This window comes from Acetobacter fabarum, from assembly GCF_011516925.1.
Classification (GTDB): domain Bacteria; phylum Pseudomonadota; class Alphaproteobacteria; order Acetobacterales; family Acetobacteraceae; genus Acetobacter; species Acetobacter fabarum.
In genome coordinates this window covers 474,033-490,103 of record NZ_WOTG01000001.1, presented here as the reverse complement: position 1 = coordinate 490,103, position 16,071 = coordinate 474,033, and the positions used below count along the sequence as shown (strand labels likewise).

Sequence of the window (16,071 nt, the reverse complement as noted above, 5' to 3'; positions counted from 1 at the left end):
GTCTGTTAGCGGAAGATAATTTCCACCCGGCGATTCTGGGCTTCCTTGGTATTGGGGGCCGTCTGCACCAGTGGGTGCGTGTCCCCATAACCATGAATATCAATGGTGGAGCCTGCAATGCCATCCCGCATAAGCTCGGCCTTAACAACCGTTGCGCGGCGGATGGAGAGCTTCATGTTGTATTCTTCGCCCGCCTTCTGGCCCGGATGGGCAGAGGAGTTATCCGTATAGCCCGACACGGTAATACGGGTTAGGGCAACATGGGTAGCGGCCTGCGCGGCTTCGTTCACAATGGAACGTGCCCTGTCGGTCAGGTCGGCTTTGTCCCAGTCAAAGAAGATCAGATAGCTGCGTGCGGCCTGCGGAGCCGGGGCCGGGGTGTTGGCCACTGGCGGGGGAGGCGGGGGTGCGGGATTAAACTCGTACCGCAGGCCCAGCATCATGGAATGGTTGAAGTCCGTTGCCGTCTTGTGGGTGCCGTTAAAGGTGGTGCTTCCGCCAATAACTGCTTGTGTACCCCCAATATCCCCCGTGGAGGTCACGCCATGGGACTGCGGGCCAAACATGGTCCAGAACCGGTATTCCGCCGTGGCAGACAGGCCGACAACCCAGGGAACGGGGAAGGATAGGCCAAAAATGCCCTGATAGGTGGCGTTGCCGTAAGTGCCACCCATACGCTGCATGGTGGTGCCGCCCGAAGCATTATGCCCCACGAGCGATGCCGTGGTGGAGGTCCAGCCATAACCAACGCCAGCCCCGAAATAGGGGAACAGCCACGGTTTGCCTATATCAAGGTCAAACAGGGCATTAACCATAACGCCATAGGTCTGGCGGCGGCCATCCCCTTTTGTGGTCACGTTGCTGTTCACAAGGCGGTTATAGTCCATGCTGCGGTAGTTGCCTTCGACCTCAACACGAAAACCGTTGCCAAGCCCCCAGCCCACAGAGCCGATTCCAACCGCGCCAGCTTTCCAGCGGTCGCGACCGTCGGGGAAGTTGGGTGTGCTTCTAACGCGCTGATCCTGATTGAGGGTCCCGCCCCCTTCACCGGCAATATACAGGCCTTGAACAGGCTGCGCATGCGCTGAAACGGCGGACAGCAGGAGGCCAGCCGCAAGCGGCGCAGAAAGCAGCGTTTGCGCAAGCAGTATACGGCGCGGCTTCATGGTCTTCTCCCTGCTGTGGCAAAGGTTGTGCGATACATCACGTATGGCGTTGGATGGTACGAGGGCACACATGCCTGCCTTCTTTGCTGTAAAGTTGTGTATGACGCAACAGGCAGAAGCCAGAGTTTTCCCAAACTTGTGGATTTTATGCGTCATAAATACCGCAGGCGTGTGGGTTAAGCCACAATACCTACCTTTCTTGTCAGATCAGTATTGCTTCAAACGGAGGGCTGAAGTCCACGGTTTCAACCTCCAGCACCCACAGGTCCGGGTCGTATTTGAGCTGCCGGTCAACATAGGCCTGAATTTGTTCGGCGTTTACGGGTGTTGTGCCTGTGCCACGCATCCACGCGGCCTCTCCCTCGGGTGTGCGGGTCTGGGTGAGTACCACACCGTCTCCGTTACGGCCGAGTAATATTACCAGAATACCACCAGCATCCGGGTCGCCCCTGCGGAGCAGCATGGCCGAGCGGCCATCCAGCCCGGCCTGACGGATGAGTGCGCGGGCTACAAGGTCCGTGCGCAGGCGGGGGGGAGGGGTCATGTCATCCTTCATGGTGCAGCGGACATCTGGGGTACGGCGGCCACATCATCAGGAATGGCGGTAATGGCGGTTTTGTACCATGCGGGGTGGTTAATAAGGTCACGCGCAACGCTGATGTCGCGGTCATTGCCCAGTGCGGCAGGGCATGCCTTGCGAATAGCCAGAATACTGGGAACACTCAACGGGTAACGCGCCGCGCGGGAAGCCGTTATGGCCGCCTGATTGGCCAGTTTGCCACTGGCCAGCGTGTGGAGCGCGTGGTTTGTATCCGCCTCCCCCAGACTGGTGCAGATCTGGGGCATAACGCCCAGCCCCTGCAACGGCCAGTGCAGGGGGGCGATGACCCGGCTCCACGTGACAAACAGTTCGCCTTCATCGGGGAGCTGCGCCACGGTCTGCACCAGCCCCTTACCCAGAGTGGCGCTACCGATCACCACGGCGCGCCGGTGGTCAGCCAGCGCTGCGGCCAGAATTTCCGCAGCACTGGCGGTGCGTCCGTCCACCAGAACGGCAATGGGCAGGCCGTTGGTCATGTCCCCACCCTGCACGGCCCAGATATGGTTGGATTGTGGGTCCCGCCCACTGGTTACGGCGGCCACACCGTGGTCAAGCAGCAAGGCTGCGGCGGTTACGGCCTGTTGCAGCACACCGCCCCGGTTGCCGCGCAGGTCAATAATCAGGCCGCGCAGGTTCTTGTCCTGTGTGGCCTGGTCCAGATACTGACTCATCTCCTCCGCCGTATCGGAGGAAAAAGCGGTTACACGGAGCACCACAATAGGGCCGCTGGCAAAAGCAAACACGGTTTCTGGCGGCACTTTGGAGCGGCGCAGCGTAACCGTATGTGCGCGCCGCCGCCCGGGGGAGAGCAGGCGCAGCACAAGGGCACTGTCTTCTGGTCCACGAATCCAGTCCGTAACGGTGGCAATGGACTGCCCGGCGGTTAGCTGGCCGTTAACAGCTATGATCCGGTCCCCCGTATCAATCTCGGAGGTCCATGCCGGGCCGTTTGCGTTAATGGCGGACACAACAATATGCCGCCCGCTCTGGGCCAGAGTAATGCCTGCATCGGCCTCCCCACCGGTGCGGGCCTCACGGTCCGTACTGGCGGAAGATGGCCCTATGTAGCGGGAGTATGGGTCCAGATGGTTGAACAGTTCATCAAAAAAAGCCTGCAACAGATCATCCCGCTCGGCTGAACGCACAGCGGCGGAATGGGTACGGGCGGCTTCCAGAAAATCAGTGGCCAGTCTGGCCCAGTCATCCACGCTGTCCGCCGGTGGTGCCGGGCGGGAGAGCAGGGGTTGCGGGCCTGCAAGGAGCTGGATGTTTGTCCCGCGGGAATCGAAAGTGAGCGTAGGGTCCAGCGCTGTCAGGCAGCCCAGCCCCCACAGGGTAAAATCCCGGCTGCTATGGGGCTCAAGTGTACGGGGGCCTAAAAACTCCAGTGCCGTGGCAATGACCGAATGCACAAGCTGCATGTCCACCACAGGGGGGGGCGGGGGCGCGGGTACATCGGGCTGGGCTGGTGGAGCAGGTGCCGGGCTGGTGGGTGCAGGTCCGGCGGGGGCCTCAGCTGCCGGGGCAGCGCTGGGGGCTGGGGCCGCGGGCTGGGGCGTTGCTGGCGGTGGGCTGGGCACAGGCCCGCCGCTGCTGCTTTGGGCATGCAGGGTGGCGGGCTGGCACAGGAGCAGAATGGCCAGCACAACGCCAGGCACAAGCAACTGGTGCTGCACTATGGCCCGGACATAACCGCGGAAGGGAAGTTCAGCGCGCATGGGTATGGGACGCCAGTACGGACACGCCTCGCGCCGGGCAGGTTGCCAGCAGAACTGCCACAGGCAGTGCCCCGTTCTGGATAAGGGGCGTGTAGCGGGCGGCAATGCCACCGTACGGCGAGTCGTCATTCATCCTTGCGCAATCCGGAAAAGCAGACCACGGCAGCAAAGACGGAGTTCCTGTTTTCGTCAATCGCACGCAAAGGCCATGCCGTGTTGTTGTGGTGGCATGGATGTTCACGTTTTGCCCTATGTCGGGAACCAGAAAGGCCGCCGCCAGCCGATTTTGGCAGTCCTGAACGCTTTTTCCGGCCCGGCGCTCGGTAAAATTAAGGTGCGACACCAATGCATGATCCTGCTCCCATGGTGGCGCGCAGGCCACAGATGGAGTGCCCTCCTGCCGGGGATTTTGCTCCATGCACCAAGCACTTATGGCTCTGTGTACCAGCAGGTCGGCATAGCGGCGGATGGGGCTGGTAAAATGGGTGTATAATGGCAGGCCCAGCCCGTTATGGCGGCCAGCTACGGCACTGTAGCGTGCTGCCGGGCGTGGCTGTGTGGCCGTAGGGGCGGGATGCACCCGAAACGGAACCGCAAGCCGGTTTGTATGCGCAATCCGGGCGGCGAGCGTGTTTGCCGCGATCATGAAGCTGGCAACCAGATCATGGGTTGCAAGGCGCTCGCGCGGTAAAAAGGCAGCAGGCTGCCCGTCGGGGTGGAAGGTAACGACCCAGGCATCTTCATCCAAACGCATGGCATTGCGTTTGGTTGCATCGTTATTGAGCGCACTACTCGCGGCCATAAGGGTTTGCAGCAATGTTGCCGGCAGGGTGTGTATGGGGTGGGCCGGGGGCAGGGTTTTGCCGTCCAGCGCGCTTTGTGCATCGTGGTAGCTCAGCTGGGCTGCGCTGCGCATGATCCCGCGCCTGATTGTTCCATCCTGCATATGGCCGTCATGGGTGATGAGAATATCGGCAAACAGGCAGAGCCGGTCCTGCCCAGGCAGGAGCGAACACGCATTGGCCGACAGGTCCAGCGGCAGCATGGGTATGGTCTGGTCGGGCAGGTAAATGGAGGTGCCCCGTAAGCGGGCCTCCTCATCCAGCGCCGAACCGGCTGGCACGTAGTGGCTGACATCGGCAATGGCGATGACAAGATGAAAACCCGTGTCTGTCGGCTCTGCCCATATGGCATCGTCATAATCCTGTGCGGTTTCATCATCCAGCGTAATCAGCGGGAGAGCGCGCAGGTCGTGCCGGTCGGCGGGGGCGGGCTGGTTGTGCAGGGCTGTGGCCTGTGCGGCTCCGCGCGCGGCCTCCTGCTCCGCTGCTGCGGAAAAACGGGTGGGAATGGCGTGTGTCAGCAGGCTGAGCGCGCTGGCCATGCCTGCGGTATCTGCCCGGCCGTAAGGGGTGGGGGTATCCGCCGCCAGTGTGCCATCTGGCATGGAGCGCAAGGTCGCCAGAACAACTTCCCCCGGTTCGGGCAGGGCATGCTGTTCTGGTGTGGCCAGCGCGAACGTGCCTGCAATCTGCGGGTTACAGGCCCATAACCGTTCCACTGGCGCGCCATCCTCCCCAAGTGCGCGGGAAAAGGCGAGGCTCTCCCCCGTTCGGGCCAGTACACGTTCGGCGCGGGCCTCCCTGCGGCGGGCACCGCAGGCGGGGCGCAAGCGGGCCAGAACCAGATCACCGGGTAAGGGGAGGTGCAGGTCGGGGGCGCGGGTGTTGAGAACAACAGGCGTTGCCGCGGGGTCATCGGCCAGTATGCCGCAGGGGGTACCGTCGGGGCGGATATGGGTTATGCGCGCCCGTGCGGTTTCTGGCAGCCCGATGGAGGCTTTTAGGCGTCCTGCGGGCAGGTCAAGCAGGCTGCCACCCAGCGCCATGGTGTGCAGTATGGCCTTCAGGCGTGCCTTGTCGCGGATCGGGCGGTCAAACGCGCGCAAAATGTCGCTCAGCCCAACGGGGGTAACCCCGCCAAGCAGGAAGGCCCGAAGTGCTGCGCTGGAAGGAAGGGCAGCAACTTCAGACCTGCCAGACATGGGTTATTCAGCCTTTTTTTTGCGCGTTGTCGTGGTGGCCTTGCGGGCCTTGGGTTTGGCCGGTGCGGCTTCGCCTTCTGGTGTGGCGGCGGCTTTGGCCTTTGTGGTTTTGGTCGTACTCTTGGTGGCCGTTTTGGTGCCAGTTTTAGCCGGCGTTTTTGTGGTGGCCTTTGCAGTTGTGGTTTTTGCGGCCGCTTTTTTCTTGGCTGGGGCTTTTTTGGCTCCGGCCTTGGCCTTGAGCGGCTTGCCCTTGTCTGCCAGCAGGGCCACGGCTTCGTCCAGAGTGACCTCGTCCATATCCGTGCCGCGTGGCAGGGTGGCAACCACCTGCCCGTGCTGGGCATATGGCCCAAACCGGCCCTTGCGCACCATAACCGGTTCGCCATCCTTGGGGTGGTTGCCCAGATTGCGGATGGAAGCCAGCTTTTTGGCCAGCGCATCAACTGCCCGGTTCAGCCCCACGGTCAGGACATCATCATCCTTGTCGAGCGAGCCATAAACCGCACCCATTTTGACGTATGGCCCAAACCGGCCCAGACCGGCTTCTATCGGCTCGCCCGTTTCAGGGTGCAGGCCCACAAGGCGGGGGAGGGAGAGCAGGCCAACAGCCTGATCCAGCGTTATGCTGGCGCCATCCATTCCTTTGGGCAGGGATGCGCGGCGGGGCTTGGCTTTTTTGTCCGCCGGGTCGGGTTCGCCCTGCTGCACATACAGGCCCCACGGGCCTTGCCGCACTGTAATATCCTCGCCGGTTTGCGGGTGCTGGCCCAGCAGGCGCATACCGTCCTTGAGCGTGCTGCTGCCATCGCCATCTTCAGCGCTCTCGGCTGTCAGCCGGCGGGTAAACTGGCATTCGGGGTAGTTGGAGCAGCCAATAAACGCCCCATAACGCCCCAGCTTAAGGCCAAGCCGCCCCGTACCACATGCAGCGCAATGCCTCGGGTCCGAGCCATCTGCACGGGGGGGGAAGAAGAAAGGGCCAAGGTCCTTGTCCAGTGCGTTCAGCACATCGGTAATGGTCAGTTCCTTGGTGTCGCCCACAGCTTTGGAAAAGTCATGCCAGAAGGAGGCCAGAACTTCCTTCCACTGGGCTTGACCGTCCGAAATATCATCCAGCAGTTCTTCCAGACTGGCCGTAAAGCCCGTGTCCACATACCGCTCGAAAAAGGAAACAAGGAACGCAGTTACCAGCCGCCCACGGGCTTCGGGCACAAAGCGCCGGTTTTCCAGCTGAACGTAACTGCGGTCCTGGAGCACGGTCAGGATGGATGCATAGGTAGAGGGCCGACCAATGCCCAGCTCTTCCATTTTCTTGACCAGAGATGCCTCGGAATAGCGCGGGGGCGGCTGGGTAAAGTGCTGCTCTGCCTCTACGTCCTCACGCTTGAGGGGGTCTTTCTCATGCATGGGCGGGAGCATGCGGGACTCATCATCCGCCGCAGCTTTTTCGGTATCATCACGGCCTTCGCGGTAGAGTTTGAGAAAACCGTCAAAGGTAATGATCGAGCCATTGGCGCGCAGTACGGTCTGGGCGGAGGGGCCGGCAATATCTACCGCTACCTGATCCAGCGTTGCCGATTCCATCTGGCTGGCTACGGCGCGCTTCCACACCAGTTCGTACAGGCGGCGCTGATCGTTGTTGAGGTAGCGCGCCATGGATTCGGGGGTGCGGGAAATATCCGTGGGGCGAATGGCCTCATGCGCTTCCTGCGCATTCTTGGCCTTGGATGTGTAATGGCGTGGCTGGGCGGGCACGTAGTCTGCGCCAATCTTGCTGCCAATATGCCCGCGAATGGCGTGGATGGCTTCCTGCGCCATGGTTACGCCGTCGGTTCGCATATAGGTGATCAGGCCGACGGTTTCCCCCCCCAGTTCCATGCCTTCATAGAGCTGCTGGGCGGTGCGCATGGTGGTCTGGGCACTCATGCCCAGCTTGCGCGATGCCTCCTGCTGCAAGGTGGAGGTGGTAAAGGGGGGCTGCGGGTTGCGCCGGACCTTGCGCCGCTCAATGGAGCGGACACTCAGTTCCTCAGCTTCCACCGCGCGTTTGGCGGCTTCGGCCTGCTCGGCATTGCCAAGGTCAAACTGGTCGAGCTTTTTGCCGTTCAGGTGTGTCAGGCGCGCGGTAAAGGGTGCGTTGCCCGGCGTGAGCAGGGACGCGGTTACACTCCAGTATTCCCGCGGCTTAAACACCTCGATCTCGGCCTCACGCTCGCAGATCAGGCGCAGGGCAACGGATTGTACCCGGCCAGCACTGCGCGAGCCGGGCAGCTTGCGCCACAGAACGGGGGAGAGGGTAAAGCCTACCAGATAATCCAGCGCGCGGCGGGCCAGATAAGCCTCGATCAGTGGCAGATCAAGCTCGCGGGGGTGAGCCATGGCGTGCTTGATGGCGCTTTTGGTAATTTCGTTAAACGTGACACGCTGCACGTCCACGCCTTTGAGCGCGTTGCGCTCCTCCAGCATGGCGCGCACATGCCAAGAAATGGCTTCCCCTTCCCGGTCCGGGTCAGTGGCGAGGTAGAGGTGCTTGGCACCCTTGAGCGCCTTGATAATGGCAGCAACCTGCTTTGTGCCGCGTTCATCGGCCTGCCACTTCATGGCAAAGCCGTCATCGGGCAGGACGGACCCATCTTTGGGGGGGAGGTCGCGCACATGTCCAAACGATGCAAGCACCGTGTAGCCATCGCCCAGATATTTGTTGATCGTTTTAGCCTTGGCTGGGCTCTCGACCACAACAACGTCAGTCATACTCTCTCCGACCTGCCCGGAAGCAGCACTTACCTACTCGTTTCTGCCTGCCCGTTAGTTAGCCCAACGCGACCATCCTGATAGGTGGTCACCTGACCTGACAGCTCAAGCTGGGTGAGCGCGGCCAGAACGACAGAAGCCGAGAACTGGCAGCGCCTTATAAGATCGTCAACAGCTATGGGTGTAAAGGACAGAAGATCAAGCAGCTGTCTGGCAGGGGTGGGCGCTGCATGCTGCTGTGCTGGCAAGGTCGGTGCTGTATGCGCAAGGCTTTGTTTTTGTGGTGAATTTTTAAAATCCTTCCCCTCCGTGCCTGTGGTGGCGGAGGGGGGAAGAGATGCAAACAGGTCAAGCGTGGATTTTGTGCGGCTCAGGGCCAAAGGCGGGTTTTGGGGTGGAGTTACGGCAATATGGGGCAGAATATCGGACACACGCTCAACCAGAATGGCCCCCTTGCGCAGCAGATCATTGCTGCCCCTGCACCTTGGGTCCAGCGGGGAGCCGGGCACGGCAAAGACCTCTCGCCCGTAATCGGCGGCCATGCGTGCCGTAATCAGCGTGCCAGAATGGGGGGCTGCCTCCACCACCACACAGCCAAGGGCCAGCCCTGCAATAAGCCTGTTCCGGCGCGGAAAATGGCGGCCTTGCGGGGCGGTGCCAAGGGGCGCCTCGGTCACAACTGCGCCCATTTGGGCAATGCGTGCCTGCAAATCGGTGTTCTGGGGCGGGTAAGGGCAGTCCAGCCCACCTGCTATGGCGGCAACGGTCAGGCCCTGTTTGTAAAGCGCGCCATGATGGGCGGCACTGTCTATCCCCCGTGCCAGACCGGAAATAACGCTCAGGCCGGAGTCGGCTATTTCCGTGGCCAGGCTTTCGGCCAGCCGTAACCCCTGGGCCGAGGCATTGCGTGCTCCGACAATGCCAACGCCCGGCTGGCTCAGGCAGGCGGGGTCGCCCAGAATGCTCAGTACGGGTGGGGCATCGGGAATATGCCGCAAAAGGGGTGGGTAGTGCGGGTCCAGCAGGGTCAGGAACTGCCCGCCGAGGGCCAGCGTGTTCTCAATTTCGCGCTCAATGCTGTCCCGCGGGGGAATGCTGGGGCGTGTGCGCCCTCTGGCGGGCAGACCCGGCAGGGCATCCAATGCCGTCTCTGGCGTGCCATACTGCGCGACCAGCCGCTGCCATGTGCGCGGACCAACTTGCTCGGTCCGCGCAAGGCGCAGGGCTGCATACAGGCTGCTCATGCGAAAGGGTGGAGCAACCGGCACAAAGGCCGGTCAGTCCTTTTTCTGACCAATGCGGGACTCGGTCCCCCGCAGGATACGGACAATGTTTTCATGATGGCGGGCAATGACCAGCAGGCTGATCAGCAGCGTTGCCATGGGTTTTGGGCTAGCCTGAAAGGAAAACCCATACAGGGCCAGAATAACAACGGGCATGACCACAAAGGCAGCCAACGCCCCGGCGGAGGAAATGCGGGAGAGCTTGGCAACCCCCAGCCACACGGCACACCCGACCAGCCCGGTAATGGGGGAGAGGGCAAGCAGTGCCCCCAGCCCCGTGGCCACGCCCTTGCCCCCCCGAAAGCCCAGAAAAACGGGGAAACAGTGCCCCACCACCGCCGCAAGGGCCGCAAGAGATGCGGTATGGTCGGAATAATCGGGTGAGGTCATGACCCATGCGATCAGAACCGCCAGAAACCCCTTGCCTGCATCCAGCCCCAGCGTTGCGGCGGCAAGGTCCTTGCGGCCGGTGCGCAGCACGTTGGTCGCGCCAATATTGCCCGAGCCGATGCTGCGTAAATCCCCCGCACCGCCAAGGTTGGTCAGGATCAGCCCGAACGGAACACTCCCCAGCGCGTAACCCATGAACGCCATGGCCGCCATAAGCCACAGCACGTAGGAGGGAAGCTGCCCGCTCATGCCGCGTCTGCCTCATAAACGCGCTGGCCAGCCTTCCATGTGCCCAGTACGCGGCCTTCCAGCGGGCGGCGGTCAAATGGAGTGTTCTGCGCACGACCGGGGAGCTTGCCTGCTGTTACCAGCCAGCTCTGCTCTGGGGCAAACAGGCACAGGTCGGCCATGGCCCCTACGGCCAGTGTTCCGGCTTCCACGCCCAGCAGGCTGGCGGGGCGGTAGGTCAGCAGGCCAAGGGCCTGTGGCAGACCCAGCGTGCCATCATGCACACGCGCAAGGGTTACGCCCAGCAGCGTCACCATGCCCGTGCCTCCGGTTGCGGCCTGCGCAAAGGGCAGGCGCTTGTCATCCGCATCCCGCGGGTGGTGGTCGGAGGCAATGGCGTCAATCGTGCCATCGGCCAGCCCGGCACATACGGCCAGCCGGTCTTCCTCGCTCCGCAGGGGGGGGGAGAACTTGGCGTAGGTTCTGAAATCGCCAATCGCGTTTTCGTTCAGGTCAAAATAGGGGGGGGCTGTATCGCATGTCACGTTCAGCCCGCGCACCTTGGCCTGACGGATCAGGTCCAGCCCTTCTCCCGTGGAGACATGGCCAAAATGCAGGCGTCCCCCGGTCAGTTCCGCCAGACGGATGTCCCGCGCGATCATGATCGATTCGGCCGCTGTGGGAATGCCCGCAAGCCCAAGGCGGGTGGCCAGTGCGCCAGATGTGGCACACCCTGACCCGGCAAGGGATGGGTCTTCGGGGTGCTGCACCACCATGGCGTTAAACCCGCTGGCATAGGCCAGAGCAAGCCGCATAAGGCGGGAAGGGTCTATGGCGCGGTTACCATCGGTAAAGGCCACGGCTCCGGCTTCGTGCAGCAGGCCGATTTCGGCCAGTTCCTTGCCTTCGCACCCTTTGGTCAGGGCCCCATAGGGCAGAATGGTTACAGCCCCGGTTTCCTCCCCCCGGGCGCGGAGCATCCGGACCAGAGCAGGGTTATCTATGGCGGGTTTGCAGGTGGGGAGTACTGCAATGGTGGTAATCCCCCCGGCAGAGGCAGCACGGGTGGCGGAGGCTATGGTCTCACGGTATTCGTAACCGGGTTCACCAATTTCCACGCGCATGTCCACAAGACCGGGGCAGAGCACGGCACCTTGCCCATCCACATGGGCGGCACCTTCCGGCCTGCCTTCTGCACCGGGTTTGTCTATGCCGGCTATCTGCCCGTCGCGCACAAGCAGGCGACCGGGCTGGTCCAGCCCGGAGGCCGGGTCGATCAGGCGGACATTTTCAAAAACAACGGTGGTCATGGCGTTTGCCTGCTGCGTGTAAGGCGGTCCAGAACGGCCATGCGTACGGCCACACCCATTTCCACCTGTTCCTGAATAACGCTCTGGTCGGAATCGGCAACGGAGCTGTCAATTTCCACGCCCCGGTTCATGGGGCCGGGGTGCATGACCAGTGCGTTTTTGTGCGCCAGATCCAGCCGCCTGCGGTCCAGACCAAAAAAGCGGAAGTATTCGCGCGCGCTGGGAATAAGCCCGGAGGACATGCGCTCGCGCTGCAGGCGCAGCATCATCACCACATCCACATCGCGCAGGCCGTCTTCCATGCTGTGGTGGATGTCCACCCCAAGCTGTCCAAGGTTGCCCGGTACCAGTGTGGGCGGGCCTACAAGGCGCACGGAACTGCCCATTGTGGTGAGCAGATGAATATTGGAGCGCGCCACGCGGGAATGGGCGACATCCCCACAGATGGCGACTTTAAGCCCCCCCAGAGTGCCATGGTGGCGGCGGATGGTCAGCGCATCCAGCAAAGCCTGCGTGGGGTGCTCGTGCATGCCATCGCCCGCATTCACGACCGAGGCTTCCACCTTGCGGGCCAGCAGGGCGGGCGCACCGGACTGGGAGTGGCGGACCACCAGCAGGTCCGTGCGCATGGCATTAAGGGTGGCTGCGGTGTCCAGCAGGGTTTCCCCCTTGTTCACCGAGGACTGGGCGACGGACATGTTGATCACGTCCGCCCCCAGCCGCTTGCCTGCCAGTTCGAAGGAGGTACGCGTGCGCGTACTGTCTTCAAAAAACAGGTTGATCAAGGTGCGCCCGCGCAGCACATCGCGCGGGACCTTGCGGGAGCGGTTGAGCAGGGCATAGCTCTCGGCCAGATCCAGCAGCGGCTCGATCTGGTCTGGCGTCATGCCCTCCAGCCCGAGCAGATGCCGGGTGTGGCGGCCGGGAAAGCTAGCCATGCAGAACGGCTCCTATTCTGGCCAGTGTTTCATCCCGGCCGAGTGCCTGCAACGTGGCATCAATCCCGGGGGAGGAGTTGGAGCCGGTTACGGCCGCGCGCAGTGGCTGGGCAACCTGACCAAGCTTGTGGCCACCACGCTCGGCAAAGGCGCGCAGGGCGGCATCTATGTTTTCGGGGCTGAAGGGTTCCACCACGGCCAGATCCCGCGCCAGTTCACCCAGCAGGGCGCGGCCTTCGGGGGTGAGCAGCTTTTCGGCCTTGGCGTTCATGGGCAGGGGCACATGGCGGCCAAGGAAGGCGGCGTTCTCGGTCAGTTCAACCAGTGTGCGTGCGCGTTCCTTAAGGCCGGGCATAAGGGACAGCACACGGGCACGGGTGGTTTCGTCCACATTAACGCCTTCAACTTTTTTCAGGCGTTCCATAACGTCATCCGTCAGGCGCACGTCATCCGCCTGCCGCAGCCATACGGCGTTGATGTGGTCGAGCTTGGCGTAATCCATGCGCGAGGGCGCACGGCCCACACCATCAATGTCGAACAGCTTGATCTGTTCTTCGCGCGAGAGGATTTCCGCATCCCCATGCCCCCAGCCCAGACGGAGCAGGTAGTTGCAAAGGGCTTCGGGCAGGTAGCCCATGTCGCGGAATTCCACCACGGACTGCGCGCCATGGCGTTTGGAAAGCTTGGCGCCATCGGGGCCATGAATAAGCGGCAGGTGGCCAAAGCGCGGCAGGTCCCAGCCCATGGCGCGGTAGATCATGGCTTGGCGGAAGGTGTTGGTCAGGTGGTCATCACCACGGATCACGTGGGTAATGGCCATGTCGTGGTCATCCACCACCACGGCGTGCTGGTAGGTGGGGGTGCCATCGGAACGCAGGATGATCATGTCATCCAGTTCCACATTGGCCACGCGGACTTCGCCCTGCACCAGATCATCAATAACCGCATCCCCTTCACGCGGGGCCTTGATGCGGATGGCGTAGGGGGCACCTGCGGGCGCGTCTGCCGGGTCGCGGTCGCGCCACAGGCCGTTATAGCGCGGGGGCAGGCCATTTTTTGTGGCGTCTTCGCGCATCTGCCTGAGTTCTTCTGGCGTGCAGTAGCACTTGTAGGCCAGACCTTTTTCAAGCAGTTCCAGTGCAACCTCGCGGTGGCGTGCCTCCCGCGAGGACTGGAAGACGGGTTCCTCATCCGGCGTAATGCCCATCCAGTCCAGACCCGCAAAAATAACATCTACGGCCTGTTGGGTGGAGCGTTCGCGGTCGGTATCTTCAATACGCAGGAGGAATTGACCGCCATGGTGACGGGCAAAGAGGAAGTTGAACAGGGCTGCGCGGGCGTTGCCAATATGCAGCAGGCCTGTCGGACTCGGAGCAAAGCGTGTGCGGATGGTCGTCATGGGGCGCTTCTTTATCACGCGCAGGCGCAGGGAGCCATATGCTGAACCCGATGTCTGTCATGGTGTTGCTGGATGCGGAGTTCAGGCGGTTGGTGCTGTGGGTTCCGGTCCTGCTGGCGCTGGGGGCGCTCGCCTATTTTTTATGGCCGTATGAGCCGGGGCTGCTCGGTGGTGTGGGCGTTCCCGCAGGGGTAGTGGGCCTGTGCCTTGGGGCCTGTTTTTACTGGCGGCAGAGTCTTGTGGCGCGGCTGGCTGGTGGGGCTGGCATGGCGTTGGCCGTGGGGTTTGGTGCAGCATGGTGCGCGGCACACCGCCAACCGCCCATGCCTGAACTGCCCCGCCGGGGTACCGAAATTTCCGGCATTGTGCGCGATGTTGCCTTTTTTCCCGCGTCCACAGGGCAGGGGGAGCCGGTACGGCGCGTGACCCTTGCGCAGGTGGTTCTGCATGATTTTGTAGATGATGGCATGGCCCCCCTGCGCCGCACTCTGGCTATACGGCTGGTGCAACACGATTCGGCCCTGCTCGCGCCGGGGGATGGCGTGCGGGTGCGGACTATGCTGCAGCCCCCGCCTTTTCCCGCCCTGCCCGGTGGGCGGGACAGGCAGTTCGAGGCATGGTTTTCCGGGCAGGCAGGAAGTGGTTATGCACTGGAGCCCGTGCAGGTGGAGCCGGGGGTACAGGGCAGGGTATCGGGCTTCTGGCAGGGGGTGGCTACCGTGCGCGGTCGGGTTAACGCGCGTGTGCGGGCTGTTCTGCCCGGCCCTTCCGGGGCTGTTGTTGCCACTTTGCTGGATGGCAGGGCAGAGGCCGTTCCGCAGGATGTGCGGGAAGATTTTGCCGCCTCCGGGCTTGCGCATCTGCTGGCGGTAGCGGGCTTGCACCTTGGCCTTGTTATGGGGGCGGCCATGCTGGTTTGCCGCATGGCGCTGGCCGCGTGGGAATATGCCGCCCTGCGGTGGCCCTGCAAGGCGCTTTCCGCTTTTGTGGCATGGGGTGTGGGCGGGGGGTATGTACTGCTTACAGGCGCGCACCTGCCCGCCGTGCGGAGCTGGCTTATGGCCAGTGTTGTGGTGCTGGGGCTTATGGTGGGGCGCAGGGCCGTGTCCATGCGGGGGCTGGCGCTGGCGGCAACCCTTATGCTGCTGGTGGCACCGCAGGTTGTGCTGGATGTGGCTTTTCAAATGTCCATGGCCGCGGTTATGGCGCTTGTGGCGGGGTATGAGCTCCTGCAACCCCGCCTGACCCGCCGCCTGTCCGGGCTTACGGGAGCCAGACACGGGCTGGCCCGGCATGGTGTTATGCTGGTGCTGACCAGCCTTTTGGCTGGCACGGCCACCTTGCCGGTGGTGATGGCCCATTTTGGGGTGGTGCAGCCGTTTTTTGTGCTGGCCAACCTGCTGGCCGTGCCGCTTATGGGCGTTTGGATTATGCCGCTGGGGCTGGCGGCGCTGGTGGCCATGCCCCTGCATGCAGAGGCCCCTTTTTTATACCTGATGGATGCCGGTGTGCGTGTTGTGCTGTGGCTGGCGCGGAGTGTGGCAGCTTGGCCGGGTGCGCGCATGGAGGTGCCCGCCATGCCCGGCTGGGGGCTTGCCGGTGTGCTTCTGGGCCTGTGCTGGCTGTGTTTGTGGCGGGGGCGGCTGCGGTGGTGGGGCATGCCTGTTGTACTGTGTGCCACCCTGAGCCCATGGCTAGTGAGCCGGCCAGACCTCCTGATCAGCCCGGATGGGCAGTTAATGGGGGTGCGCGACCACGCGGCCATACTGGTTATGGGCCATGCGCGGGATGAGCGGGCCATAAAGGCTGCCTGGGCGCAGGCACTGGCCATGCCTGTAACCGGTTTTTCCACCACGGCAGAGCAGGCGGCCGAAACACCCGATGGCAGCCTGATCTGCGGGGAGGGCGATGCCGGGGGCACCTGCACCCTGCTCCGCAATAAGCACGAAGTGGTGCTGCGTGTGCATGATCCCTCGGACGGGCGCAGCCTGCTCCCCCCAGACCTGTGCGCGCAGGCTGATCTGGTGGTGAGCGTGGCCCCCTTAAGGGAATCATGCCCCGATGTTGCAGTCCGGCTGGATCGTTTTTCTGCCTGGCGCGTGGGAGCACAGGCGGTTTTTCTGGCTTCGGGCGTGCGGGTGGTCAGTGACCGGCAAACACGGGGGGAGCGGCTGTGGGTGCTTAAGCCCGGCGGCCACGGTATGCCCACCCTGCCTCTGGCTCAGGCGGAATAAGGTGTGTGC

Annotated in this window: 11 protein-coding genes; 1 reads left to right on the top strand and 10 read right to left on the bottom strand. The window is 62.8% G+C overall.

The window, feature by feature from the left end; translation table 11 throughout:
- Positions 1-5: 5 nt before the first annotated feature.
- From GOB83_RS02285 to gltX, 10 genes are all read right to left on the bottom strand, one after another.
- Entirely contained in the window at positions 6-1,238 is a 1,233-nt protein-coding gene (locus tag GOB83_RS02285) for an OmpA family protein (RefSeq protein WP_179290097.1), read from the bottom strand.
- A 130-nt stretch (positions 1,239-1,368) separates the two neighbouring features.
- Positions 1,369-1,710 (bottom strand): DUF1491 family protein, encoded by a 342-nt coding sequence (locus GOB83_RS02280; protein WP_086645387.1) that lies wholly within the window; start codon positions 1,708-1,710, stop codon positions 1,369-1,371.
- Between the two features lie 8 nt (positions 1,711-1,718).
- Positions 1,719-3,485, bottom strand: a complete 1,767-nt coding sequence (locus GOB83_RS02275; RefSeq protein WP_165925106.1) for a S41 family peptidase — start codon at positions 3,483-3,485, stop codon at positions 1,719-1,721.
- On the bottom strand, positions 3,475-5,529 hold the full coding sequence (locus GOB83_RS02270; RefSeq protein ID WP_165925105.1) for an RNB domain-containing ribonuclease: 2,055 nt from the start codon (positions 5,527-5,529) through the stop codon (positions 3,475-3,477). Before GOB83_RS02270 ends, GOB83_RS02275 begins: the two co-directional genes overlap by 11 nt.
- A gap of 3 nt (positions 5,530-5,532) precedes the next feature.
- Positions 5,533-8,280, bottom strand: coding sequence for a type I DNA topoisomerase (gene topA, locus GOB83_RS02265; RefSeq protein ID WP_165925104.1), 2,748 nt, complete (start codon positions 8,278-8,280; stop codon positions 5,533-5,535).
- A 29-nt stretch (positions 8,281-8,309) separates the two neighbouring features.
- Positions 8,310-9,524 (bottom strand): DNA-processing protein DprA, encoded by a 1,215-nt coding sequence (gene dprA / locus GOB83_RS02260; RefSeq protein ID WP_165925204.1) that lies wholly within the window; start codon positions 9,522-9,524, stop codon positions 8,310-8,312.
- 33 nt (positions 9,525-9,557) lie between these two features.
- Positions 9,558-10,202 (bottom strand): glycerol-3-phosphate 1-O-acyltransferase PlsY, encoded by a 645-nt coding sequence (gene plsY, locus GOB83_RS02255; RefSeq protein WP_165925103.1) that lies wholly within the window; start codon positions 10,200-10,202, stop codon positions 9,558-9,560.
- Entirely contained in the window at positions 10,199-11,491 is a 1,293-nt protein-coding gene (locus tag GOB83_RS02250; RefSeq protein WP_165925102.1) for a dihydroorotase, read from the bottom strand. The genes plsY and GOB83_RS02250 overlap by 4 nt, the downstream gene beginning before the upstream one ends.
- The gene (locus tag GOB83_RS02245; protein ID WP_025827260.1) at positions 11,488-12,429 is read right to left on the bottom strand and encodes an aspartate carbamoyltransferase catalytic subunit; all 942 of its coding nucleotides are present in this window, start codon (positions 12,427-12,429) and stop codon (positions 11,488-11,490) included. Before GOB83_RS02245 ends, GOB83_RS02250 begins: the two co-directional genes overlap by 4 nt.
- A complete protein-coding gene (gene gltX, locus GOB83_RS02240) occupies positions 12,422-13,828 on the bottom strand; it encodes a glutamate--tRNA ligase (protein ID WP_086645283.1) in 1,407 nt (468 codons plus the stop codon). Before gltX ends, GOB83_RS02245 begins: the two co-directional genes overlap by 8 nt.
- A 38-nt stretch (positions 13,829-13,866) precedes the next feature.
- Between gltX and GOB83_RS02235 the strand changes: the two genes are divergently transcribed.
- A complete protein-coding gene (locus GOB83_RS02235; protein WP_165925101.1) occupies positions 13,867-16,062 on the top strand; it encodes a ComEC/Rec2 family competence protein in 2,196 nt (731 codons plus the stop codon).
- The last annotated feature ends 9 nt before the right edge of the window (positions 16,063-16,071 follow it).

Excerpts from the sequence above, each read along its gene's own strand:
- GOB83_RS02275 (WP_165925106.1), bottom strand. The coding sequence starts at position 3,485 with ATGCGCGCTGAACTTCCCTTCCGCGGTTATGTCCGGGCCATAGTGCAG.
- GOB83_RS02270 (WP_165925105.1), bottom strand. The coding sequence starts at position 5,529 with ATGTCTGGCAGGTCTGAAGTTGCTGCCCTTCCTTCCAGCGCAGCACTT.
- GOB83_RS02285 (WP_179290097.1), bottom strand. The coding sequence starts at position 1,238 with ATGTGTGCCCTCGTACCATCCAACGCCATACGTGATGTATCGCACAAC.
- topA (WP_165925104.1), bottom strand. The coding sequence starts at position 8,280 with ATGACTGACGTTGTTGTGGTCGAGAGCCCAGCCAAGGCTAAAACGATC.
- gltX (WP_086645283.1), bottom strand. The coding sequence starts at position 13,828 with ATGACGACCATCCGCACACGCTTTGCTCCGAGTCCGACAGGCCTGCTG.
- GOB83_RS02250 (WP_165925102.1), bottom strand. The coding sequence starts at position 11,491 with ATGACCACCGTTGTTTTTGAAAATGTCCGCCTGATCGACCCGGCCTCC.
- GOB83_RS02245 (WP_025827260.1), bottom strand. The coding sequence starts at position 12,429 with ATGGCTAGCTTTCCCGGCCGCCACACCCGGCATCTGCTCGGGCTGGAG.
- GOB83_RS02235 (WP_165925101.1), top strand. The coding sequence starts at position 13,867 with ATGCTGAACCCGATGTCTGTCATGGTGTTGCTGGATGCGGAGTTCAGG.
- plsY (WP_165925103.1), bottom strand. The coding sequence starts at position 10,202 with ATGAGCGGGCAGCTTCCCTCCTACGTGCTGTGGCTTATGGCGGCCATG.
- GOB83_RS02280 (WP_086645387.1), bottom strand. The coding sequence starts at position 1,710 with ATGACCCCTCCCCCCCGCCTGCGCACGGACCTTGTAGCCCGCGCACTC.
- dprA (WP_165925204.1), bottom strand. The coding sequence starts at position 9,524 with ATGAGCAGCCTGTATGCAGCCCTGCGCCTTGCGCGGACCGAGCAAGTT.